Source organism: Brumimicrobium salinarum, from assembly GCF_002844555.1.
Lineage (GTDB): Bacteria > Bacteroidota > Bacteroidia > Flavobacteriales_D > Crocinitomicaceae > Brumimicrobium > Brumimicrobium salinarum.
Genome location: NZ_PJNI01000007.1, coordinates 175,452 through 198,656, shown reverse-complemented (window position 1 = coordinate 198,656; position 23,205 = coordinate 175,452). Strand labels below are relative to the sequence as shown.

The window sequence follows — 23,205 nt, the reverse complement described above, 5'->3', positions numbered from 1 at the left end:
CTATACGGGTATAATTGTGAGGAATCAGTTGCAAAATCTGACTTACATCTGTTATGGAAATAAAAAAAATATCACAAGGTGAATTAATAAAAAGCTTATAAATTGTGAATATATAGCATTTGAATAGCTAAGGATTGCGTTCAAAAAAGAAGAATCTTTATGATATCATTCAATCAATTCTTGTCTGATTTATTCTTCAGCAATTTCAAAAAATCATAAACTTATCGACGCTCATCATTTATAAACACACGGTCATTGGAGTATATTTACTAAAGTAAAATAGCAATTTTAAAAAATTGTGATCACTTTTCGCGTCTCACACCAATAAAACCAGTAAAACAACCTATTAATTACAGCTAAATGATCGGATATTATCCTCTGGTATGTCACTACAAAATTTGAATGGTGCAGTGTAAGGTCCCTCACAAAGTTCATCCGTAGAATTAACATCTAGACTCCTTCTATTGTTGAGGTTATTATAATAGGGTTTATACTGACGAACTGTAACACGCGATGAAAATATCCCCAAAGCTCCCTCAACATTGGAATAAGTTGGTTGATTTTGAGCAAGAGAAGATGTAGGTTCATTTGTTAGCATATACGTGTATAAATCAGAAGATCCAGCGGTTAGAGTAATTTCCATTCCTCTGACCGTTCTTTTAGTGACATCTGAATTGGGTTGAATTTTATTCTTTAATACTTCATAAAAGACTTCTCCTTCAGCAAAAATAGAACTTGTTGATCCTACTAAATCTGTATTACTTCTTTCCCCTAAAGTATATTTAATTGTTTTATCCGTATTTCCTGAAGCTGTATATTCTCGATAATTAAATCCTAATTCAGTTTTAAATGTAGCCCCATTCCCCAAAGAAAAAACAATAGCCGTACTTGCATATTCTTTTGCTCCGCCGTATTTCTTAACAAAGTTAAAAGCAGAATTTTGCAATGGAGAGTTAATACTCACACCTTTTACTAACTCTGTTTGTCCTTCAACAATATGATTTCCATTATCGATATTGATATTTAAACGATAAATAGCATCTTCATCTAAGTATTTTGGAATGCTCGTTGGAATATTGGAAGGTAAAGCAGCAGGTTTGAAAAAATACAGTTTTTGCTCAGGACCATAAAAAACACCATCTTTTTTATTTTGAATGACAGTATCTTCTAATGTCCATTCTCGGAGTGTACTACCATTTTTAATTTCTTTAACTGTTGCTACGACATTATCGAAATAAGAAAGTTCAGGTTCTTTTGCAAATTCTAACGAGTTGCCTTCCTTCAAAAATGTTTTATTCAGTTTTAGAAACTGATATTCTTTTCCTTGATCAAGCAAAAAGTGAACAATAGGCTGTTCAACATATTCACCATTCACACTAAATTCTGTGTTACATCCGTAAATAAATGAAGCACTTGCTAGCAAAAAAAATATTTTTTTAATCATAAATTTGAATTAGGCTATAAAACTAAGAAAATAAAATCTATTTCATTTTACGTTCAATCAATTAAAACTACTTTTAAAAAAAAGGATTTTCAGAAAGTGTAGATTAATTATTTTACACGATTCATCCCCATTGCCTTTAGCATCCATTTAGGCAACGACTTTTTAGGGTCTCTATTTTTTAAATTAATATACCATCCTAATTTCTTCATCACCGGCACCTTATGAGTTTCTACAAACTCAATCCATGCACCATCTGGATCTTCAATGTAGGAAAAACGACCTCCTGCTTCCCCCATATCAAAAGTAGCTCCACTATCAACAGTAAATGGAAACCCAGCTGCTTCGCACTCTTTCTGAAGTGCATCCATATTTCTAACGTCAAAACAAAGGTGTATAAAGCCCCAATCTCCCCAGAACCTGTCTTTAAATATCTTTTTACAATCTGTTCTTTCTACAGCTTGTACCAATTCAATTTTTGTAGGCCCCAACAAAGGAGCGAAAGGACCTTTACGTGTTTCAGGGTGCGACAGTAAAACACGTCTTACTTTTTTATCTCCTTGAGGAAGCTCTGAAAAACAATCAAATACTGAGGTTTCATCATATTCAACAGTTGAATACCCTAAAATATCAGCATATAGTTTTTTAGCAGCATCAATATCACTTACACCAATCATCACTCCTGCTGCTCCACCTGTTTTTCCTTCAAATTTTGTTTTTTGAAAAACGTTTTGTTCTTCAACAACATTAAAAATATTTCCATTCGGATCTTCAACAAAAAAATGGGGTTCACCATGTGGAGTTTTCTTTATTCCACCAAGTAGTTTCGCGCCATTTTTACTCATATAATCGAATGAAGCTTGAACATCTCTTGATTTTAAACGACAAATATAGAGCCCAAAATCACCCAATTGAACATCGAATTTTGGTTTTTCAGTGTCTCTACTGGTAAATTGCCAAATTTCAAATCCACCTCCACCTTCCATAGATAGCGCTAAAGTAGCTGTACGTGACTGAACTTTTCCACCAGTATATCTAGTCATAAGAGGTGCTTCTGCTGCTTCCTCAAATATACGTACATCAACACCAAAGAATTTCCTGTACCATTTCCAAATCTCTTGCACGTTAGGCACGCCAATTCCTATTTGTTGAATACCACAGATTATTTTTTCCATCTCTATTAATTTTTCTTAAACCACAAATTTAATATACTTTTTGATGTTCTATGCAATATCTCAACAATTCAACTCAATCCACTACAAATGTAGTTAGTCCACTCAATTAAAACGACCAATATTTTTTTAACGTATATTTATATAAATAACAGCCTCTAAAAATTTCATTTATATTTGTTATACTATTTTTGATAAACAGCTAATATTATGAAACTATTTTTTTTAATTCCAACCTTTATTCTTACCGTATTCTCTCTCCATAGCCAAGATTGTTCATCAGGACGTTACAGCAGTGATCTATTTCCTGGTTCAGACCTAACAAGTGACATTCAATATGGTACTAACCTGGATTACGAGGGTAATTCTGTAGATTTAAAACTAGATCTTTACCAACCCACTGGAGATACTGAAAATGAACGTGCTTTAATTATTTTCATTCACGGAGGCTCATTTGTTCAAGGATCAAAAACAGGAAACGATGTGGTTCCTTTGGCTAAGTTTTATGCAAAGAAGGGTTACGTCACCTCCTCCATATCTTATCGATTAGGGATGACTATACCGCCAACAGAAAAAGACGCTTCAGAGGCTGTAATGAGGGCAACCCAAGATGCAAGAGCAGCTGTTAGGTATTTTAAAAAATCGGTGAAGGATGATGGTAATCCTTATGGCATTGATACTACTAACATATATCTTGCTGGAAGCTCCGCTGGTGGTTTCGTAGCGCTCCATTTAGCATATCTTGATGAGTTAAATGAAGTCCCATCAATCATTGATTTAAATGATAATTCGTTATCGGGTGGAATTGAAGGAAATTCTGGAACCCCCAACCACACTTCAAATGTAAAAGCCATTGTTAATATAGCAGGTGCAATTGGAGATACAACATGGATGAACAATAACTCCACACCTGTTTTAAGTTTACATGGAGATCAAGATGAAACTGTACCATTTGGAAGTGATATGCTTTCCTTACTCATTTTTGAAATTATGGAAGTCGACGGAAGCGAGTCTATTCACGTAAAAGCAGAAAAAGAAAACATAAAAAACTGTTTTAAAGCAGAATATGGAGTTGGACACGTCCCTCATTCTTCGAGTACAGAGTACCTTGATACGGTTACGATGTACATGACTCCATTCTTATTGAGTGAGGTTTGCGGTACAGCTGAGTTTTGTGTTTGTAATACCCCTGTGGATCCAACAACATGTCATCCAAAAGATGGAACAGCAAAATTAGATTATGAAAACCTAAATGCAAATTTGATGATGTATCCAAACCCAGCAAAAGACAAGGTTTATTTTACTTTAGAAAAGTCCCCCATTCATACTATTTCAGTAATAGATATAAAAGGAAGAAAGATTAAACAAGCTAAAATTGCTAATCACAATACCACTTTGGACCTAACAAACTTTGATTCCGGTGTGTATTTCGTTAAATTAACTGTAAATGAACAGGTACTCACCAGAAAGTTGGTTGTTCAATAATGATAAATGTTGAGGATTGATTTTTTTTAAAACTCTACTCAGTTTTTTTTATTCTATTTTAATTGGCCTTTAATTACAGGTCAATAAGATTAGATTACGCAATGATTTCAGCGAATTGTATTCTCAATTTCCTTTATGCTTGTTTCCCTAAAGTAATACTCCATAACGACATATTTTATCAAATTGTGCACTTAGGCTTAATCAGAATGGATGACATCTTTATAAAATAGGAGTAAAAAAGTTAAACAAGCTCGACTTTGTCGTCGTGGCATTTTAACAAACCTATTTTTGCAAACACTCGATATGACAATGACATCACAGATTCAAGTCTTATATACAATCATGTTAGCATCTTAGTTCTTATGCAAAATACTAGTATGAATATATTAGATAAAAAAATGCATCCCAAAAAAGGATGCATTTTTATTTATTTATTTTGAGTAATTAATTATGCACTATTGTTCCACTATAAATTGGACGTTCATTTTTAAGTGGATTAAGTATCTGAACCTTCCAAATATATGTTTTATTTGCCGGTGTCATTTTACCTGTTTCATTATCTAAACCATCCCAAGCATTATTTTTATTTTCGGATTTAAATACCACATGATTATCAACAGGATCAACAATTGTCAACACAAACTGAACGTCTCTCTGCGTTAAAGAATATGGCATGAAAGTTCTATTCCTTGCATCCGAACCGTTTGGCTTAAATGCATCTACAGCCATCAGGTTGTATTTGTTGTGAATCCGAACAGTTTTCGTGTTTATACCTTTACATCCATTTCTGTCCGTTACTTTTAACGCAATTTTATAATCTGCTTTCTTAAATAGATTATGTGTCATCTTCTCTCCAATATGCGTAAACTCGCCATCTACAAACCATTCGTATGCTTCATAATCCTCATAAGTTTCACAAATAACTACTGGTAATCCCTTTTCAAAAATGTTGGCTTCATACGTAAAGTTTGCTTCAGGCTTTGGATTGACCTTCACATATTGAGAACCAATAACTTCATTATTCTGATTATAGAATTGAATCTCTTGGGATGATTTAATTTGTAATTGAATTTCATCACCAGGCAGGATTACTTGATATGCATTGCGTGTACTGTATTTAAGCTTCACCTGCGCATTCTCATTATTGTTGCGCACGTAAACTGTTTCTCCCTCACAAATTTCTTTGGCAGATAATATTCCACTTAAGAACTTTTTTTCCTTTGGCTGTTCGTTATTAACTTCTCCATCATTGTAAACGCCTTCTGCTTCATCTTGACTTGAGATAATTTCATTGGAACTTGAATTATGCTTCTCGTCATGAACTACATTTTCAAGGGGTGGGATATCAGCAACTAAATCACTTTCTTCATTAATAGAATTGTCTGCATGCTGTTTCTTCTTGTCTTTTATCTGGTCTTTTGAAGATTCCTCTATGATTGGTTGATTTTCAGCGTTTGTTTTAGCGATATCCTCCACAACTTCTCCTTTCTTAGTAGTTGTCAAGTTAACATCATTATCAAACCACAACAAATATGAGCCTGCAATTATTACAGCAACTAAAGTCCCAGCCAAACTCCATTTTAATATCGAGCTAACACCACCACTATTTGCAGCAGCTTTCGCATCTAATTGAGCACTCACATTTTCCCATGCTTTGGGATCGTATGGTGCTTCATAGTCTTGGAGACTATTTTTGATTATGTTTTCTAAATTATCTTTCATTGGTCTAAATTGACAAATTTCTCACTTAATATCTTTCTTAAATTTTGCTTTGCTTTAGCTAGATTAGATTTTGAGGTTCCTTCGCTGATGTCTAAAATGGAAGCTATCTCTTTGTGAGAATAGTTTTCAATAACATATAAATTAAAAACAGTTTGGTAAGCTGGCGATAATTCTTGAATCGCTTCAATCGCATACTCTGCCTTTATTTTAGTAATATCATCATCTAAATTATGTTCTTGAACGCTGTAGCTATCATTAAACATATATTCTTCATCTGTAGAAAAGGGCTGACGATTTCTTTTACGAATAGCATCTATTGATGCATTAACCATAATTCTCCTCACCCATCCTTCAAACGAACCTTTAAAATCAAATTCTTCTAACTTATCAAAGATCTTTATAAAACTTGTTTGAACAACTTCTTGAGCTCGATCACGATCCTTTGTGTATCGTAAACAAACGCCCAACATCTTCCCATAAAATAGCTCAAAAAGTTGCTTTTGTGCAGCTCTTTCATGCTTTATGCATCGCTTAATTAATTTTTTGAGTTGATCGTTCTCCACTTTTGTTTCATTTTATTAACGTGCTCTATATTCAACGGTTGCTTTTAAAGTAAATTGATTTTAGTTTTTTATCAATCTTCAATCCTCCTGTTACATATTTTGTTGTTTTACACAACTCAGAAATATAATTTAGAAGCTTTGTATTACACTATTCTACTTCGGTCAAAAAAGAGTCAGCAATTTATCAACCCGAAAAATAATAAATAAAAGTCAAAAACTAGTCATTTCCTTCTTTACATAAATTCAACATCACTTTAATGAAAAAGTCTTTAATTGAGCATTGAACAATATAAATTCCAAGAATTATTTTTAGAATCAGCCTTCTAATTTTGATTAATTTCTTAATTTCGTGAACAGGATATTCTATTAAAAATAAAAAATATACATAATGAAAGTTACAGTTGTTGGAGCAGGTGCCGTAGGGGCGAGTTGTGCAGAATATATCGCGATGAAAGATTTCGCTGCAGAAGTTTGTCTTTTAGATATTAAAGAAGGATTTGCAGAAGGAAAAGCGATGGATTTAATGCAAACTGCATCCTTAAACGGATTTGACACAAAAATTGTTGGTTCTACAAGTGATTATTCAAAAACAGCGAATTCTGACATTGCTGTAATCACCTCAGGTATTCCGAGAAAGCCAGGAATGACAAGAGAAGAATTAATCGGAACGAATGCTAAGATTGTTAAATCGGTTGTTGAAGAGTTAGTAGCTCATTCTCCAAATGTTATCATTATTGTGGTGAGTAACCCAATGGACACAATGACTTATTTGGTACATAAAGCAACAGATATTCCTAAGAACAGGATTATAGGAATGGGTGGAGCATTAGACAGTGCTCGTTTCAAATACAGATTAGCTGAGGCATTAACATGTCCTATCTCTGATGTTAACGGAATGGTTATCGGTGCGCATAGTGACACAGGAATGGTTCCATTAACTAGATTAGCTTCAAGAAACGGAGTGCCAGTAAATCAATTCTTAGATGATGCTAAACTAGAATATGTTGAGCAAGAAACTCGTGTAGGAGGTGCCACTTTAACAAAATTACTAGGTACATCTGCATGGTATGCACCAGGCGCTGCAGTTTCAGGATTGGTTCAAGCAATTGCGTGTGATCAAAAGAAAATGTTCCCATGCTCTCTATACCTAGAGGGTGAATACGGTCAAAAAGACATTTGCATGGGGGTTCCTGCATTAATTGGAAGAAACGGTGTGGAAGAAATCGTTGAAATCGAATTATCTGATGATGAAAAAGCTAAATTTAATGAAGCTGCCGACAAAGTTCGCGATACAAATGGAGCACTGAATCTTTAAGATTTAAAATTATATTTTAACACAGAAATGGTTGTTGGAGAGATTCAATGACCATTTTTTTGGGCCAACTTATCAGGCTTTCTACTACAATCTTTTAGAATAAATGGTAAATAGATTTAAACGAAATTGCTTATTGCGATTTAAATGGGTAACCCTATTATTTTTTTCTATATTTACAACTTACTACAACACCGCAATTATGAAATTCACACATCTAATTATTGTTCTTTTTCTATTCAGTTTCTTATCCTTAGCTCAAGAGGAGACATTTCCTTGTGCGACCGATCAAATCAACAGCAAGCTTTATCATCAAAACCCCGACTTACAATCTGGAATTAAAAAGGCAACACTTGAATTAGAAAGTTTTACTCAGACCTACACGCAACAGGCGGCCCATCAAAGAAGCGGTGGAATTTATATTATTCCTGTAGTTTTTCATGTAATTCACGATTACGGAGAAGGGAACATATCAGTTGCTCAAATTAATGACGCGGTAAAACAAGTTAATTTACAATTTCGAAAAAACAATGCCGACACTGTTGACATTGTAAATGATTTTCAAGGTCTTGCTGCCGATACAGAAATAGAAATAAGATTAGCACAATTAGACCCAAACGGTAATTGCACCAATGGAATCACACGAACATATTCTCCATTGACAAACGTAGGCGATCATCAAGTTAAAAGCTTAGTTCAGTGGCCTCCCGATCAATACCTCAATGTGTATGTTTGTAATAGCGCTGCAGGACTAGCTGGACACGCACTGCTCCCAGGCGCAGCAGATACCATTCCGCAATGGGATGGAATTGTTATGCAACATAGTTATATCGGCTCCATTGGCACCTCCAATCATTTTAAAAGAACCGTATTGACACACGAAATAGGTCATTTCCTTAATTTACAACACATTTGGGGAGGAAACAATGTTCCCGACTTTTACTACCTGCCTGTAGCGGATAACGGAAATTGCTCACATGATGACGGAGTAGCAGACACACCGAATACCATTGGATGGCAATCTTGTAATTTAACAGGCAACACATGTAGCTCTTTAGACATGGTACAAAACTACATGGATTATTCTTACTGTTCTTTATTCTTTACGGAAGGTCAAAAAATAAGAATGCATGCAGCTTTAAATGCAAACATAGCGAATAGAAACAATCTTTGGACCCCTTCCAACCTAGTTGCAACTGGCGTTACTAACAATACAAACCTGCTATGCAGAACACAGATTTTTGCGAATAAAAGAGTTATTTGCGCTGGAGATTCGGTTACCTTTTCAGACTTTTCGTATCATGGAGTTAATAATAGAAACTGGACATTTGAAGGTGGGAATATTAATACATCTGCCGACTCTAGTGTGACCGTAATCTACAACTCTCCAGGGAATTTCAATGTTACCCTTCAGGTATCAAATGGAATTGAGCAAGTAGACTCTGTATACACCAATTTTATTCAGGTATTAGATAATCAACCCATGAATAAAAACTTAATTGAAAACTTCGAAGACAGTTCCTTGATTTCTGAAAGATGGGTGGAAAACTCCAATGAGAACCCTGTTAAATTCAGAAGAATTAACTACGGTAAAAACAGTCAGTACTCGATCTATCTTAATAATTATAATGGTCCCGAGCGAACGTCATATATTTTCAAAAGCAAACCGATTGATGCTACAACATATAACAAAATTGCCCTTACTTTTGATCTAGCTTATGCTAAAAGAGCAAACATGGGTAACGAAAGATTAGAAATCCAACTTAGCAAAGACTGTGGGGAAAGTTGGGCAACAAGAAAAGTTGTTTTGTTAAATTCATCTTCATTTGAGACTGCCGAGTATGAATATTTCCCCTCGGATAATGCAGCTTGGGGAGAACATGAGTATACAATTCCACTTAGCAACTATAATGTTGACAATTTAATGTTCAGATTCAAATACAACGCAGACGGGGGAAATAATCTTTTTCTAGACAATATTAACTTTTCTGACATAAGCGAACTTGATTTAAAAGCAGAAGAAAATCAAAAGAAGTTAGAGATTTACCCCAATCCAACAGATTCCTATTTCATTATCTCCTCAGGCAATACAACCTTGAATGGACAAATAATTTTGTATGATATTTATGGAAACGTTATTAAAAATAAACCGGTAAAGAAGGCGTATAATGTTCAATTTTCAATTCAAGACATACCATCAGGAACATATTTTATTAGGTATGAATCAAATCAAGAAGGTTTATCAACTAAAATGAAAAAAGTAGTTATATTGAAGTAGTTCACTTATACTTGAAAGATTCAAAATAAAGTATTCTTTGAATAGTTTAAAGAAGAAAGACCGTTATTCAGGGAAACATTTGCTTACCTCTACCCCAGTTCCTAAGCCAATATCGCTTAAATTTTTTAATTCTGGGAAATCAATAATCAGCAAACCACTCGTTGGTAAAACTATTTTTTGATCAAGTAAGTAAGAAGCTAAATCTGACAAGCCATTATTGTGCCCAATCAATAAAACAGTATCATCTTGGTGTTCATTATTCCAAAGGAAATTTAACATATACGTGTGATCTGCCAAATACATTTCTTTTAAAAAAGAAATTGAAGAAATAGATAAGCTTGGCGCAATTATTTCATAGGTTTGTTTTGTTCTACTTGCGCTTGAACAAAAAACACAAAATTCAGCCTCACTCGCTTCATTTTCAAGTCTTTTTTTAATTTGATTAACCTGTTCTACACCATGGTCAGTCAATTCACGATCAAAATCTTTTCCAGTCGATGAAGAATCATAGGCCTCTCCATGGCGAAGTAAATACAGTTTCATTTCAAATTCGAATTTAGAATATGTTGCGAAGATGAAAAAATAAATGATTTATACCAACCCATTGTCATTAAAATACGTATTAATGTCATGGAGGTGCAAAAAAGCTTTAATAATTAAGGAAATTGCAAAGTAAAAAAAACATAAAAGGAGTTAATAACTACATGCATGTTGATGTCAAATTACTCAAGTCATGCGCCAAAAATAAGCGCAAAGCTCAAAAAGAGTTGTACGAGGCTTGTTTTCAATTTTTGATGCCAATATGCAAGAGGTATCATAATAATGAACAAGATGCTCGTGCTATTTACAACGTTGCTTTTATGAAAATTATCGACAACCTCAATAAATTAGATCTTGACGATGTTCATTTTGCGGCTTGGGCTAAAAGGGTTATGTCCAATACACTTATTGATGAATACAGAAAAAATAAAAAGTACAAAGAAAAAATTCACAAACGAGACACGGATAGAGAATTAGAATATCATTCAGAGGGAATTAAAAATGAAGCAGAAAGTAACTTTGGTGAATCTAGTATTATGCGTTTATTGGATTATTTAAAGCCTGCAACCAAACGTGTCTTTATGTTATACGTCATTGAAGGCTATAATCATAAAGAAATTGGTGAAATTATGGAAATGTCTGACGGAACTTCAAAGTGGCATTTATCAGTTGCACGTAAAGAACTTAAAGCGCTTATTGAGAAACAAGAGAAAACAACATTGAAAACATTGATTATATGAGCAAAGATTTCAACAATATAGACCAATTATTCAGGGATGCTGCACATGCAGAAAATGCACCGCAGTACAAAGCTGAATACTGGAACGAAATGAGCACTCTGTTAAAACAAAGGGATAAGAAAAAGAAAATTCTTTTATTTTGGTCGCTAGGTGGTGCCACTATATTTTCTATGTTAATTTTTCTCGGTTTGTTTTTATTTACCAATCATTCCGCAGAGGTAAAGTACACACAAGTTGCGTTAGATAGTGGTATAAATAAAAATAATCAATATGAAAATACCGAAGAAAGTTCAACATTAAAGTCAAAAACGAATAACACAGAAGTTGCTAAAATCACTGAAAATAAAATTACGACCAATAATAGTTTTGACAAGCCCACTAATGAACATTTTATAAGCAAGAAAAACACTGCTCCACAATCAAAAGAAGAGGTTTATTTCAGCCAGAAGAATGAAAAGAGTAAGACTTTGACGCAATCCAATTCTGATCATCGACCAATCAACGCTTTCAAAAAAGAACAGATCGAGGATGAAGAACCAACACAAACAGAGGGAAAAAGCGGAAAAGATATAGCGCTAGACGCAAAGTACAGTCAAAGAATAAATCAAGCCCCTCCAGGTGATATTTTTGAATCTAGCTTGGCTCAACATAACACTAAAAACATAACTTTATACGCTAAAGTTAGTGGTGGAGTGATGGAAAACTATGAAACCAGCAGACCTTTTGAATCTGGAATAGTGAATTTGTCTTTAAACATAGAGGCCGACTTTAATAATGTACTTTTAAGATTTGGTTTAGGATCACAAATCACATCAAACGCCGACTTAGTTGTTTCACAAAGAGCAAAGGTTTATGGATTTGACGTTAGTCACCATCAAAGTGATCTATCTTATCAAAGTCTTTATGATATTTATGTACCTTTAGAATTTGGATATAGATTTAATAAAACATCCTTTGGATTAGGAGTACAAGCCAATTATTTATTATCCACAGGAATGGACCTTAGTTTCTATAAAGACAATCAATTACAATCTACAAAAAGATACAAAGGACCTAAAGACGGTCTTAACAAGTTCTCTACTCAAGGATATGTATGGTTAGAACATACAATCAGCAAACGATTTAGTGCAGGATTAAAAGTAGGAACGAATATATCTGGACGCATTAATGACAATGTGTATTTCAATAATTCAGCAACAACTAATCCTATTTATGGACAATTAACTTTGCGTTTTAACATAATCAAATGAAATTAAAAGAAATTACATATTTAACGGTTCTCATCTTTTTTATGTCCATTATTTTTGGATGTGATAAAGAAGAACTACCGCAATTTCCAACGGAAAACACACCCGTTTTCAATGTAAAAGGTAGTATTGGACAAACTCCTATTGAGATACAAGCTGGAGAAAATGATGCAGTTATGGTAGCCAATCATACATCGCTGAATAATGTTCGTATTTTTAATGGAGACCTTGGTAATGCTCAGCAGTCTATCAAGATAAAAATACATAACGCAGATGTTAATATTCCAGGAATAGACATCTTTAACGACGCAACTTCGTATATGATTGCAGAGGAGTTCGGAAACACTAAATTATTGGAAATTAAAAAGGAAGACTTTGAAAACAATTCAGAAATTGAATCGCTTAATTGGTTTGTTGATGATAAACCCGAAAATACTCCAACCTTAACTTTATACGAACCAGGAAAGTATAAAATATGTGTTGATATACAATTTATTAACGGAGCAAAAGCTAAAACATGCAACACTATCCTAGTTGGATACAGAAAAAACACTGATTTAGATATTTATTATGAATTTGATCAAAATTATAATTTTCAAGCTGAAGCCTTAACCAGTAGCGCTACTGTCAACAATGTAAAATGGTTTATTAATGATGATTTTTACGCAGAGGGCGTAACATTAAATGCTTCAGAACTTCCAAACACTTTTAAACTAAAAGCTCAAGTAGAGTTTTCAAATAGCGTTACCCTCGAAAAAGAGATCTACATAAATAGTTTTGACAGTTATTTTAGTGTTGAAGATTTTACGAAAATCGGCCATCACACCGCTGTAATTTGGGATGCAAAAGCCAAATTTGACCTATTGATTAATGGCACAACATATACATCTGTGGGGGATAATCCTGAAGAATCTTTATTTGAAATAGATGAAATCGTAGAATATGAAAGTGGTGAAACCAATCAAAATGTAAAACTTCTGAAAGGATCATTAAATACTTTATTTCGAAACAACACAACCGGAGAGGTTGTACCAAGTGATCTCAACATTGAAATAGGAGTTGGATATTAAATCTTAGAATGTAAAATCAGTCAATCTAGCGTATTTTTTATTCGTATTCAATTACCACTTGTTTCAATACGCAATAATTTAATAGGGTAATCCTATAATTTAATAAGCGAAAGCCCATCCTTGGATTCAGTCTAAACCCAATAATTGCACCCTTTTATTTAGAAATAAAAAACATTTCTTTGGTCAAAGCTGGTTTTAAAATTTTAGACAAACCATTTCATGATTTATTTATGTAAAAAATACGCTAAATAATACGGGTTATATTGTATTTTTGCACCAAAGGCAAACCAGTTTGTCGCTGTTTCGTTTATTCGAGAGAGAGGAAAGTCTGGGCAGTACAGAGCACCGTACTTCTTAACGAGAAGGATTCTAAGCAATTAGATTACAGATAGTGCCACAGAAATAAGTAGCCTTGGAGTAATATTCAAGGTCATAGTGAAAAGGCGAGGTAAGAGCTCACCGCTCCGATGGTGACATCGTTGGCTAGGTAAACCTTACGGACTGAAAGACCATGTAAACCAAGGTTTGAGAACTGCTCGTTCAACTTGGAGGGTAGGTCGATTGATCCCGCGGGTGACTTCGGGACTAGATAAATGACAAACAGCCATCTTCGATGGTTTACAGAACCCGGCTTATGGTTTGCCTTTGTTTTTTTCTTATTTTTGATTCATGGAATTTTTAAAACAAGAATTAGAGGATTATGTCAATGCACATACATCCAATGAGTCCGATACACTCGCAGAACTCAACAGGCAAACCCATATAAAAGTCCTTCAACCACGTATGCTATCTGGACATCTTCAAGGTAGAACGCTAAGTATGTTCAGTAAAATGATTCGGCCTAAAAGAATATTAGAAATAGGAACATACACAGGTTATTCTGCAATTTGCCTAGCTGAAGGACTTGATGAAGATGGAATGCTTCTTACCCTAGATGTTAATTATGAGTTAGAAGACATGGTCAATGAATATATTAACAAGGCTGGATATTCCAACAAAATTAAAATGATTGTTGGTGATGCTATGGAAATCGTACCAACCTTAGATCTAGATTTTGATCTCGTGTTTATTGATGCAGATAAAACTAATTACAGTAATTATTACGACCTACTTATAAAAGATCTTCCCAGTGGATCGATAATTATTGCAGACAATGTACTGTGGTCAGGAAAAGTAATAGCGCCCACCAAGAAAAATGACAAGGACACTGAAGCACTTAAGATTTTTAACCAAAAAATTCAAGATGATCCCCGTGTCGAAAATGTACTTATGCCCATCAGAGATGGATTAATGGTAATACGAAAAAAATAGAACATGCATATTGATTTAAGATCAGACACGGTTACCCTTCCTAGTAAAGCTATGAAATTATTTATGATGGAAGCACCATTAGGAGATGATGTGTTTCAGGAAGATCCTACTATTAATAAACTAGAGGCGTATGCAGCTAAGTACTTTGATAAAGAAGCGGCTTTGTTTTGCGCTTCAGGTACTCAAACCAATCAAATAGCGATCAATGTGCATTGTAAACCTGGCGATGCAGTAATTTGTTCAGAGGATGCACACATCTACTTTTATGAAGGGGGTGGAATTGCAAAAAACAGTGGATGTTCTGTTCAGTTACTAAAAGGAGATCGGGGAAGAATAACTGCCGAAGCTGTAGCGGAAAACATAAAAGACCCCACAAACCCCCATTATCCTTTAACGCGTTTAGTTGCTTTAGAAGACACCATGAATCGGGGGGGTGGAGCTATTTATGATTTTAACGCCATTAAAGAAATACGCAAAGTTTGCGACTCGAATAACCTTCCGCTGCATTTAGATGGTGCACGTGTTTTTAACGCACTTATAGAAAATAAAATACAGCCCCACGAATATGCCCGTCCTTTTGACTCTATTTCAATATGTCTTTCCAAAGGATTAGGAGCTCCTGTTGGTTCTATTTTATTGGGTAATAAAGATTTTATTGATCGTGCAAGACGCGTAAGAAAAGTTATGGGTGGAGGAATGCGCCAAGCAGGTATTATTGCTGCTGGTGGATTATACGCGATGCAAAACAACATCGATAGGTTAAAAGAAGATCACCTGCACGCTAAACAATTAGAAAATGAATTACAACAATTAACTTGGATAGAAAACGTGCTACCCGTACAAACAAATATAATCGTAGCCAAAGTTGCTGCTCATAAAAACGTTGATAAAATTATCCAAAAATGCGCTCAAAAAGGATTGTTTTTTATGCCTTTTGGCGAACAAACCTTTCGAATGGTAACGCATTTAGATATTACAAATAAGGACATTAATGATTGCATTCATATCTTAAAAACCATTTCTTAAATGAAAAACAGGGTATTTGCTTACTTCATACTGATCATTTCTCTCATCACCTCTTGTGCAACCGACACACAACAAGAAGCAGAAGTAATTTCATCGAAAGAAATTCTTCCACAAGCCGAAAGACAATATGATTACGTAGAAGACTCAGTGAAAACAGATACTTTTCAGCTATCTAAACGGACCGAGAAAATTCTCAAGCGCGCATCCTCCATTCGTTTAGACTCAACAGAAAAATTAAAGAAGAACAATCAATTGTTTATGCCAAATCGATTAGGATATGTCGATAAAGAAGAAATATATCTTTTTAAAGACAGCAATTATTTTCAATATCTAACATGGACGTTTGAAGATAGCACAAAAACAATGAATGCTTTTTATAATTGGCTTGACTGCTTCGGGACAAAGTGTGAGTCTTTGCGCATCAATGAAATTAAAAATGTACAAAAAAACTCATTTGTGATTTGGGTAAACCAACAAACTATTCATTACATCGAAAGTTTAAAAACAGTGAATAGAATTGATTGGGAAAAAATACTATTCGAAAACAATGATTTAGGTTGGTATTATGTTATTCATCAAGCTAAGCAAGGGGCTGTGTATTGGCAAACGAGTGGTCAGGATAAAGCCAAAAAAACAGTGATTTCTAATGAAAGCACTGTTTTCTTATTCTTTAAATCCGATTTTTAGAAGGATTCTAAGTTTTCTTCATCAACAGCCTCCTCTTCTACTTCACAATCTTCAATTGCAGTATTAAAGGCCTCTTTTTTCGCATCCTCCATTGCATTATAAGCTTCAGGATTTTTAAATGTTTCAACTGCTTTGTCTACATAACAGTCACAATCATACCCTCCTTCGGTAATACATTCATTTTTAACCATATTTTTCTGATCATCAGACCATCCGCCCCCACAAGAAGCTAAAAAAAGTACAGTTGAACTTAGTAATAGTGTAAATAGTTTATTCATAATAATTTTATTTGTAAATTTGGAATAAGATTTGTCTAAAAATAAGCATTATTCATTAAAATCAAAACTATGAAATTAAATTTAATTGTTTCTTTATTTACAGCGATTGTACTTTCCTTTTCTGTAAATGCACAAAAAGTTACTGTTGCCGGTGCTGAGTTTCCTACAAAAATGAAAATCAGTGATAAGGTCGTTGAATACAACGGTGCAGGATTACGTCAAAAGTATTTCTTCAATCTATATGTTGCTGCACTATACGTACCCGAAAGAACGAGTAATGCACAAACCATTATAGATCAAAATGAAGAGTCTGCTATGCGTTTAAAAATATTATCAAATAAAGTTACACGCGATAAGTTTGTGGAAACGGTCAAAGATGGTTTTGCTACTTCAACTGAAGGAAAAGCAAGTGAATCAGAAATTGCCGAATTTATGAAACTGTTCAATGTTGAGTTTAAAGAAGGAGATGATATCATTTTAATATACAAACCTTCTAGTGGAATTGAAGTTTATATGAATGGTAAACATTTAGGAGGAGCGAAAGGTCTAGCATTCAAAAAAGCACTATGGGGAATTTGGCTTGGGAAAAAGCCTGCAGATGCCTCAGTTAAAAAAGCAATGCTTGGAAAAGTATAGGGACTTTTTAAATATTTAAAGTATAAAAACTTCTGTTTTATATAATTATAAGACAGAAGTTTTTTTATTGTGATGAATTGAAATAAAGTATGAAAATAGGTTTACTTTCTGACACCCATAGTTTTCTAGATGAAAGAGTATTTACGTATTTTAAAGACGTGGATGAAATATGGCATGCTGGAGATGTTGGGGATATAACGATACTTGAAAAATTAAGTGCTTTCAAGCCTTTGGTTGGCGTTTACGGAAATATTGATGGTACAAATATACGACGTGAACTCCCCGAATTTCAACGTTTTGAACGCAATGGTGTCGAGGTACTGATGACGCATATTGCTGGTAAACCTGGAAAATATTCAAAACCATTACTACAGGAAATAAATAAAAATGGCGCTCCTCAACTATTTATTTGTGGTCATTCACACATTTTACTCGTAAAGTTTGATCCAAAACACCAAATGTTGTGGCTTAATCCAGGAGCCTGTGGAAATCATGGTTTTCACACGGTAAAAACACTCTTGCGGTTTGACTTGTTATCAGGAGAAATAAAGAACTTGGAAGTTATTGAAATGGGGGTTCGTGGAAAAAATAAATAATCATTTTTATATTCATCTATTAACAATTTTTTATAAATTAATCCGTTCATTAAATTCAAATGAAACAACTTTTAATAATTCTTCTCATTCCAATTACCCTTTTTGGACAAACTGGAGGTAAAAATGCTTTTCCGTTTCTTGATTTACCTTATAACGCAAGAGCTGCATCACTAGGAAGGCAATTTATCACCGCCTTTGACAATGACATCAATGTGGGTATTCAAAATCCAGCCGCATTTAATACGAAAATGAGCAACTCTGCTGGCTTCAACCAAGCATTACTTGCAGGGGGTATTAATCATGGAATGGTTGCCTATGCACATGACATTAACAAGGTTGGCACAGGTGCACTACATCTAAGATATGTTGCTTATGGACAGATGGATCGAATGAATATAGAAGGAGAAAAGATTGGAACTTTTTCTGCAGGCGATTTTGCACTTGGCGGAAGTATCGGAAGAACGCTAAATAAAAACATATCCATTGGTGCTACTTTTAATTTGATTTGGTCACAATTAGAGTCTTACAACTCCATGGGCATTGCCTTTGATTTTGCAGGAATGTACCGCAGCACAAATGAAAGAACAACTGTTTCCGCAGTAGTGAAAAATATTGGAGCACAGCTCTCGACTTATACAAATAAAACGAGATCTCCTTTACCAATTCAAGCCATGTTAGGTGTATCACACAAACTCGCACATGCTCCTTTTCGGTTTTCTATTGTGGCCCATCACTTAAACCAATGGGATTTAACCTACGATGATCCTAATGCTAAACCAACAATTGACCCATTAACAGGTAAAGAAGTTCCAGTCGAAAAAGCTGGATTTGGTGAAAAGTTAGGCAGACATTTTATTTTTCAAGTGGAAGCGCTTATTGGAAAAACAGTACGTATTAGAGGTGCTTTTGATTATAACCAAAGAAGAGAAATGCTGGTTGAAAACAGACCTGGAATGGGTGGTTTTTCTTTTGGTGCTGGTTTAAACTTTAAAAGATTTACAATTGATTATGGGTTAGTTGTATTTTCAAGTGCTGGGTTTAATAACCTTATTTCTTTACGCACAGATTTTGATTTGTGGAGAAAGTAAAAATAGACTAAACAAAAGACTTTTTTTAGCACATAAAATCGTGCTATACATTTTAATTGAAAAGGTTTAGGGCAACTAACAACTTAAAAGCCAGAAGATAAAAGAAATGTACGGATATTGAGAAGCTACACCTCATTTCGTAATGCTACAATAGTTGATAATTCAATTGGGATACCAAGATAAGTCGTAATTATTAAAAAGAGATATTACCTTAATTCTCGTCTTCTGTAGGCGATTGCATTGGCGTTTTATATTTCATATCTGATGAATCAAAAATAAAGTAAACATACAGCTCTCCAGTTGATATGATATTTTTCGGTGTGTATCCATTTGGATTGTCTATTGAAGAAAGCGAATAATCTTCAATTACACCATTATACATAGCGATGTCTTTTGCAATTCTAACCGAACTTTCCTTGTGCTTTATAGCATAAGCCTCTGGATTTGCTTCACCTATATGATCAAAAACAGGACAACTAAAAGTCAGATAAATCTTGTTATTTCTAACGGTATAATAATTACGTTGCATACTATTTCTAATGCGATAATCAACGTAAAAATCTTGATGAGCTTTAGAAGTAAGACTTAAAAATTGAGCTTGTAAAGGGAATTTAGCATTGGAACCCACAGGTGCCGTTGATAGTAATTCATTACTCCCACCTAGTTGAACAAATACATAATTTTGAGGTGCTGTAAATCCAGTTTTCTCAAAGAATCGTTCTGTATTGCTTTTTTTACATTTTCAAAGGCATGATGCTCACGGTTGACTAAGATTAAGGCATCTATTAAGGTATCGGCATCAATATATTTTTTCAAAAACTGAATATCGTATTCCTCTGTTGCAGGTATTTTGAGCTTATTCTCAATTTTTCGTATGATTTTTTCTTCAGAGGATAATTCTTCAACCTCTTTTTGTTTTTCTTCTGATTTAAATTCTTTTTCCTGCCGAGAAGTACACGATATCACTGATAAACAAAGAAGTAAAAATAAAGACAACCGTTTAAATATGTTCCAATACATGCTTTATTAATTCTATAATTTTTTCATCGTAGTTTTTGGTGAATTGCTTCTTACGTCTATTGGCTAGACCTAAACAAATAGCAGTTGCTTGATGTCCTAAAGCAGACGATAAAGAAAACAAGGCAGAACACTCCATCTCTAAATTGGCAATTCGCACCTCATCATGTTTAAAGTCACTAAAAGAATCTAACATATCATTTTCCACTAAAGGCAAACGCAATCTTCTACCTTGTGGCCCATAAAACCCAGAACTTGTAACTGTGATTCCAGTTTCTATGTCATCTGTTAACAGACGATCATTCAATATTTTTGATGCAGGTGTGAGATAAGGTTTTACATATTTCGGAAGTTTAACCTTTGACTCGATATCTAACGCTAATCGCTCTGTTTTTTCATCTACATTTCTTTCATAAAAATGTCCAACATTATCTATTCCCAAAGCATGTGTAGACAAAATAAAACTGTCAATAGGTATTTCATCTTGAAGAATTCCACATGTTCCTAATCGAACAATTTCTAATACCGTTTTTTCGGACTTTTCGTTTCTTGTTTCTAAATCAATATTGACCAGAGCATCTAATTCGTTAATAACTATATCGATATTATCTGTTCCTATTCCTGTTGATATAACAGATAAAGACTTTCCTTTATAATTACCCGTGTGACAAGCAAATTCACGGTGTTGACTTTTATGGGTAACCTCGTCAAAAAATTTCGACACCAGTTCTACACGATCTTGGTCGCCTACAACAATGATTTTATGTGCAATATCTTCAGGGCAAATGTCTAAATGATAGACTCCTCCTTTTGGGGTTATAACAAGTTCTGATGGTAAGTAATCAGCCATACAAGCTTAAATTTTAATTTATTTTAATGATCCAAATACTTTTGATAGTAAATCTGTTACACGTGCTGCAGGATCTTTACGGATTTTATTCTCTTCTTTTTCAACCATTGTAAATAAACCATCTATTGCTCTTTCTGTAACGTATTTATTCAAATCGGTTTCTATTTTATCACCACCTGTAAAAGACATTGCTTGATTATATCTTTTTGAAACAGGTCCCCAATATTCAGTGAGCTTTACCTTTTCAATTGAGGTTTGAACTTTCGGCGCAAAAACAACAATCAGTTCGTTCGTTGTTTTTTTCCTTAAAAAATCTGTTGCAGCTCCTTCTCCTCCATTAAGAATTGAAAAACCATCTTGCACCGTCATATTCTTAATTGCATCAATAAAGATGGGCGTTGCATCCTTAGCAGCGTCTTCTGCGGCACGATTCAAAGTCGTTACAATTTTATTTACTTGATTATCTAATCCCCATTCCAATGCTTTTTCTTTCATCTTACTGGCACTCTCAGGAAATGGTAACTTTATTTCTTGATTTGCCAAAAAGCCATCAGTCACTGCTGTAACATCTACGGCATTCTTAATACCAACAGTAAGCGCTTCTTTTAATCCAGCAATTACTTCTTTGTTGGTTAATGCGGGTTTATTATTTTCATTACCCACACCATCTTCTATTGATAGGTCTCTTGCCGCTCCTTCAAGAATTTCACACCCCATTGAGGATATCATAAAGGCAGTTAGCATCAAAATTTGTAGAACTTTTTTCATTTCAATTGGTTTTTAACAAACTTACGAATAATTTTACTTTTTTAATTCGAAATATAAACGAAGTTTTATGAAAGCTGGAGTGATAAATATTGGTGATGAACTATTAATTGGTCAAACTGTAAACACAAATCTCACATGGTTAGGAAAAAATCTCGGTGATGTTGGTATTTCGATTTATAAATCAACCACTATTCTAGATGAGGAAGATGAAATTATAGCAGCCCTTGATGATTATATGCAAGAAGCCGATTTAATTATTATTACAGGTGGATTAGGACCGACTAACGATGACATTACCAAAGAAACATTGACACAGTATTTTGAAACTGAATTGGTGCTTAACCAACAAGTTTTGGCGCGCATTGAAAGTTATTTTTCGGCTATGCAAAAGGAAATGCTCCCGAGCAATGTTCAACAAGCCATGCTTCCAAAAGACGCACTTGTTATCGACAATCAACACGGAACAGCCTCCGGAATGTGGTTTGAAAGAAATGGAAAGGTTATTATTTCACTTCCTGGTGTTCCTTATGAAATGAAGGCGCTAGTCATTGAGGAGATTATTCCACGTTTGAAGTCCTCCTATGGAATCAAAGGGAAATATCATCAAACCATTATGCTTCAAGGTATCGGTGAATCATTTCTAGCAGAAAAAATACACGATTGGGAACAAAGAATTTATGAAGATCAATTACACCTTGCTTATTTGCCTTCAACAGGATTAATAAAACTCCGTTTAACTGCTGACAAAGGAATTGAAGATGCTGCAAAAATCAATCGATATTTTAAAGAATTAGAACATCGATTTCCCGAGTATGTGTATGGCTACAACGAAGCAAATATTTTTAATGAGGTAGGTAAATTATTTATTGCGAGAAACCTAACATTAGGAACAGTAGAAAGTTGTACAGGTGGAGGAATTGCAAATGCATTTATTCAATTTCCAGGAACATCTTCGTTTTTTTAGGTGGATTAATAACCTATGCTAATGACTTGAAAATGTCGTTAGCAAATGTACCTGAAAAAATCTTACAAAAACACGGTGCTGTATCAGAACAAACGGCAAAAGCGATGGCTGAAGGAGGAAGATTAAAGTTAAATACCGATTATACAATTGCGGTTACTGGAATTGCGGGGCCAGATGGTGGAACTAAAGAAAAACCAGTAGGAACAGTTTGGATCGCCCTTGCTGGTCCTCACCGAACAATTGCAAAAGTATTTCATTTTGGAAATCACCGTGGTAGAAACATTGAAAAAACAATGCTGTATGCTGCAAATTTAATACGTAAAGAGATTTTAGAGATAGCCTGAGTTAAGCTTGTCCGATTTTTAATTTAATGAGTGGCTTGGTTCTTTTGAAATAGTCTCCTAATAACGGGAT

22 protein-coding genes, 1 other RNA gene and 1 pseudogene are annotated in these 23,205 nt (G+C 34.3%); 14 read left to right on the top strand and 10 right to left on the bottom strand.

Annotated elements, in window-relative coordinates; genetic code table 11:
• Positions 1-346 precede the first annotated feature (346 nt).
• Both CW751_RS07560 and CW751_RS07555 read right to left on the bottom strand, forming a co-directional pair.
• The gene (locus tag CW751_RS07560; RefSeq protein WP_101334398.1) at positions 347-1,444 is read right to left on the bottom strand and encodes a DUF4249 family protein; all 1,098 of its coding nucleotides are present in this window, start codon (positions 1,442-1,444) and stop codon (positions 347-349) included.
• Positions 1,445-1,551: 107 nt separating this feature from the next.
• Complete coding sequence (locus tag CW751_RS07555) at positions 1,552-2,616, bottom strand: VOC family protein (protein WP_101334397.1); 1,065 nt, start codon at positions 2,614-2,616, stop codon at positions 1,552-1,554.
• Positions 2,617-2,823: 207 nt separating this feature from the next.
• On the opposite strand from CW751_RS07555, the gene CW751_RS07550 reads away from it, so the two are divergent.
• The gene (locus CW751_RS07550) at positions 2,824-4,098 is read left to right on the top strand and encodes a T9SS type A sorting domain-containing protein (protein WP_101334396.1); all 1,275 of its coding nucleotides are present in this window, start codon (positions 2,824-2,826) and stop codon (positions 4,096-4,098) included.
• A 444-nt stretch (positions 4,099-4,542) separates the two neighbouring features.
• Here the strand turns inward: CW751_RS07550 and CW751_RS07545 are convergent, their stop codons facing one another.
• Entirely contained in the window at positions 4,543-5,820 is a 1,278-nt protein-coding gene (locus CW751_RS07545; protein ID WP_101334395.1) for a hypothetical protein, read from the bottom strand.
• A complete protein-coding gene (locus CW751_RS07540; RefSeq protein ID WP_101334394.1) occupies positions 5,817-6,383 on the bottom strand; it encodes an RNA polymerase sigma factor in 567 nt (188 codons plus the stop codon). Before CW751_RS07540 ends, CW751_RS07545 begins: the two co-directional genes overlap by 4 nt.
• A 388-nt stretch (positions 6,384-6,771) precedes the next feature.
• Between CW751_RS07540 and CW751_RS07535 the strand changes: the two genes are divergently transcribed.
• Entirely contained in the window at positions 6,772-7,698 is a 927-nt protein-coding gene (locus tag CW751_RS07535) for a malate dehydrogenase (RefSeq protein WP_101334393.1), read from the top strand.
• A gap of 199 nt (positions 7,699-7,897) precedes the next feature.
• Complete coding sequence (locus CW751_RS07530) at positions 7,898-9,973, top strand: M43 family zinc metalloprotease (protein WP_165779249.1); 2,076 nt, start codon at positions 7,898-7,900, stop codon at positions 9,971-9,973.
• 63 nt (positions 9,974-10,036) lie between these two features.
• On the opposite strand, the gene CW751_RS07525 is transcribed toward CW751_RS07530, so the two are convergent.
• Complete coding sequence (locus CW751_RS07525; RefSeq protein WP_101334391.1) at positions 10,037-10,516, bottom strand: SixA phosphatase family protein; 480 nt, start codon at positions 10,514-10,516, stop codon at positions 10,037-10,039.
• 122 nt (positions 10,517-10,638) lie between these two features.
• Here CW751_RS07525 and CW751_RS07520 point away from each other — a divergent pair, with 122 nt between their 5' ends.
• The 7 genes from CW751_RS07520 (at position 10,639) to CW751_RS07490 (ending at position 16,594) form a co-directional block, all read left to right on the top strand.
• Complete coding sequence (locus tag CW751_RS07520) at positions 10,639-11,253, top strand: RNA polymerase sigma factor (RefSeq protein WP_133122159.1); 615 nt, start codon at positions 10,639-10,641, stop codon at positions 11,251-11,253.
• Positions 11,250-12,503, top strand: coding sequence for a hypothetical protein (locus tag CW751_RS07515; protein WP_101334389.1), 1,254 nt, complete (start codon positions 11,250-11,252; stop codon positions 12,501-12,503). The genes CW751_RS07520 and CW751_RS07515 overlap by 4 nt, the downstream gene beginning before the upstream one ends.
• On the top strand, positions 12,500-13,570 hold the full coding sequence (locus CW751_RS07510) for a hypothetical protein (RefSeq protein ID WP_101334388.1): 1,071 nt from the start codon (positions 12,500-12,502) through the stop codon (positions 13,568-13,570). The genes CW751_RS07515 and CW751_RS07510 overlap by 4 nt, the downstream gene beginning before the upstream one ends.
• Positions 13,571-13,849: 279 nt before the next feature.
• Positions 13,850-14,220: RNase P RNA component class A (rnpB, locus tag CW751_RS07505), an RNA gene on the top strand.
• A gap of 19 nt (positions 14,221-14,239) precedes the next feature.
• Positions 14,240-14,881 (top strand): O-methyltransferase, encoded by a 642-nt coding sequence (locus CW751_RS07500; RefSeq protein WP_101334387.1) that lies wholly within the window; start codon positions 14,240-14,242, stop codon positions 14,879-14,881.
• A 3-nt stretch (positions 14,882-14,884) separates the two neighbouring features.
• The gene (locus CW751_RS07495) at positions 14,885-15,907 is read left to right on the top strand and encodes a threonine aldolase family protein (protein ID WP_101334386.1); all 1,023 of its coding nucleotides are present in this window, start codon (positions 14,885-14,887) and stop codon (positions 15,905-15,907) included.
• A complete protein-coding gene (locus tag CW751_RS07490) occupies positions 15,908-16,594 on the top strand; it encodes a hypothetical protein (RefSeq protein ID WP_101334385.1) in 687 nt (228 codons plus the stop codon). It abuts the gene before it with no gap.
• Here CW751_RS07490 and CW751_RS07485 read toward each other — a convergent pair.
• Positions 16,591-16,872 (bottom strand): hypothetical protein, encoded by a 282-nt coding sequence (locus CW751_RS07485; protein WP_101334384.1) that lies wholly within the window; start codon positions 16,870-16,872, stop codon positions 16,591-16,593. The genes CW751_RS07490 and CW751_RS07485 overlap by 4 nt on opposite strands.
• Positions 16,873-16,941: 69 nt before the next feature.
• Between CW751_RS07485 and CW751_RS07480 the strand changes: the two genes are divergently transcribed.
• From CW751_RS07480 to porQ, 3 genes are all read left to right on the top strand, one after another.
• Positions 16,942-17,508 (top strand): chalcone isomerase family protein, encoded by a 567-nt coding sequence (locus CW751_RS07480; RefSeq protein WP_101334383.1) that lies wholly within the window; start codon positions 16,942-16,944, stop codon positions 17,506-17,508.
• 89 nt (positions 17,509-17,597) lie between these two features.
• The gene (locus CW751_RS07475; RefSeq protein WP_101334382.1) at positions 17,598-18,104 is read left to right on the top strand and encodes a metallophosphoesterase family protein; all 507 of its coding nucleotides are present in this window, start codon (positions 17,598-17,600) and stop codon (positions 18,102-18,104) included.
• Positions 18,105-18,163: 59 nt separating this feature from the next.
• Positions 18,164-19,192, top strand: a complete 1,029-nt coding sequence (gene porQ, locus CW751_RS07470; protein ID WP_101334381.1) for a type IX secretion system protein PorQ — start codon at positions 18,164-18,166, stop codon at positions 19,190-19,192.
• 211 nt (positions 19,193-19,403) lie between these two features.
• Here the strand turns inward: porQ and CW751_RS07465 are convergent, their stop codons facing one another.
• The 4 genes from CW751_RS07465 to CW751_RS07450 all read right to left on the bottom strand — a co-directional run bounded on the left by CW751_RS07465 (position 19,404) and on the right by CW751_RS07450 (position 21,827).
• The gene (locus tag CW751_RS07465) at positions 19,404-19,721 is read right to left on the bottom strand and encodes a hypothetical protein (protein WP_101334380.1); all 318 of its coding nucleotides are present in this window, start codon (positions 19,719-19,721) and stop codon (positions 19,404-19,406) included.
• Between the two features lie 131 nt (positions 19,722-19,852).
• On the bottom strand, positions 19,853-20,212 hold the full coding sequence (locus tag CW751_RS07460; protein WP_133122158.1) for a hypothetical protein: 360 nt from the start codon (positions 20,210-20,212) through the stop codon (positions 19,853-19,855).
• A complete protein-coding gene (locus CW751_RS07455) occupies positions 20,193-21,059 on the bottom strand; it encodes a nucleoside phosphorylase (protein ID WP_101334378.1) in 867 nt (288 codons plus the stop codon). The genes CW751_RS07460 and CW751_RS07455 overlap by 20 nt, the downstream gene beginning before the upstream one ends.
• An 18-nt stretch (positions 21,060-21,077) precedes the next feature.
• Positions 21,078-21,827 (bottom strand): DUF4197 domain-containing protein, encoded by a 750-nt coding sequence (locus CW751_RS07450; protein ID WP_101334377.1) that lies wholly within the window; start codon positions 21,825-21,827, stop codon positions 21,078-21,080.
• 67 nt (positions 21,828-21,894) lie between these two features.
• Here CW751_RS07450 and CW751_RS07445 point away from each other — a divergent pair.
• Positions 21,895-23,135, top strand: a pseudogene (locus CW751_RS07445) (competence/damage-inducible protein A).
• Positions 23,136-23,205: the final 70 nt, after the last annotated feature.

What these genes read in the sequence shown, in the direction of transcription:
- CW751_RS07560 (WP_101334398.1), bottom strand. Translation starts at nt 1,444, where the DNA reads ATGATTAAAAAAATATTTTTTTTGCTAGCAAGTGCTTCATTTATTTAC.
- CW751_RS07555 (WP_101334397.1), bottom strand. Translation starts at nt 2,616, where the DNA reads ATGGAAAAAATAATCTGTGGTATTCAACAAATAGGAATTGGCGTGCCT.
- CW751_RS07550 (WP_101334396.1), top strand. Translation starts at nt 2,824, where the DNA reads ATGAAACTATTTTTTTTAATTCCAACCTTTATTCTTACCGTATTCTCT.
- CW751_RS07545 (WP_101334395.1), bottom strand. Translation starts at nt 5,820, where the DNA reads ATGAAAGATAATTTAGAAAACATAATCAAAAATAGTCTCCAAGACTAT.
- CW751_RS07535 (WP_101334393.1), top strand. Translation starts at nt 6,772, where the DNA reads ATGAAAGTTACAGTTGTTGGAGCAGGTGCCGTAGGGGCGAGTTGTGCA.
- CW751_RS07530 (WP_165779249.1), top strand. Translation starts at nt 7,898, where the DNA reads ATGAAATTCACACATCTAATTATTGTTCTTTTTCTATTCAGTTTCTTA.
- CW751_RS07525 (WP_101334391.1), bottom strand. Translation starts at nt 10,516, where the DNA reads ATGAAACTGTATTTACTTCGCCATGGAGAGGCCTATGATTCTTCATCG.
- CW751_RS07515 (WP_101334389.1), top strand. Translation starts at nt 11,250, where the DNA reads ATGAGCAAAGATTTCAACAATATAGACCAATTATTCAGGGATGCTGCA.
- CW751_RS07510 (WP_101334388.1), top strand. Translation starts at nt 12,500, where the DNA reads ATGAAATTAAAAGAAATTACATATTTAACGGTTCTCATCTTTTTTATG.
- CW751_RS07500 (WP_101334387.1), top strand. Translation starts at nt 14,240, where the DNA reads ATGGAATTTTTAAAACAAGAATTAGAGGATTATGTCAATGCACATACA.
- CW751_RS07495 (WP_101334386.1), top strand. Translation starts at nt 14,885, where the DNA reads ATGCATATTGATTTAAGATCAGACACGGTTACCCTTCCTAGTAAAGCT.
- CW751_RS07490 (WP_101334385.1), top strand. Translation starts at nt 15,908, where the DNA reads ATGAAAAACAGGGTATTTGCTTACTTCATACTGATCATTTCTCTCATC.
- CW751_RS07485 (WP_101334384.1), bottom strand. Translation starts at nt 16,872, where the DNA reads ATGAATAAACTATTTACACTATTACTAAGTTCAACTGTACTTTTTTTA.
- CW751_RS07480 (WP_101334383.1), top strand. Translation starts at nt 16,942, where the DNA reads ATGAAATTAAATTTAATTGTTTCTTTATTTACAGCGATTGTACTTTCC.
- CW751_RS07475 (WP_101334382.1), top strand. Translation starts at nt 17,598, where the DNA reads ATGAAAATAGGTTTACTTTCTGACACCCATAGTTTTCTAGATGAAAGA.
- porQ (WP_101334381.1), top strand. Translation starts at nt 18,164, where the DNA reads ATGAAACAACTTTTAATAATTCTTCTCATTCCAATTACCCTTTTTGGA.
- CW751_RS07465 (WP_101334380.1), bottom strand. Translation starts at nt 19,721, where the DNA reads ATGCAACGTAATTATTATACCGTTAGAAATAACAAGATTTATCTGACT.
- CW751_RS07460 (WP_133122158.1), bottom strand. Translation starts at nt 20,212, where the DNA reads ATGTATTGGAACATATTTAAACGGTTGTCTTTATTTTTACTTCTTTGT.
- CW751_RS07455 (WP_101334378.1), bottom strand. Translation starts at nt 21,059, where the DNA reads ATGGCTGATTACTTACCATCAGAACTTGTTATAACCCCAAAAGGAGGA.
- CW751_RS07450 (WP_101334377.1), bottom strand. Translation starts at nt 21,827, where the DNA reads ATGAAAAAAGTTCTACAAATTTTGATGCTAACTGCCTTTATGATATCC.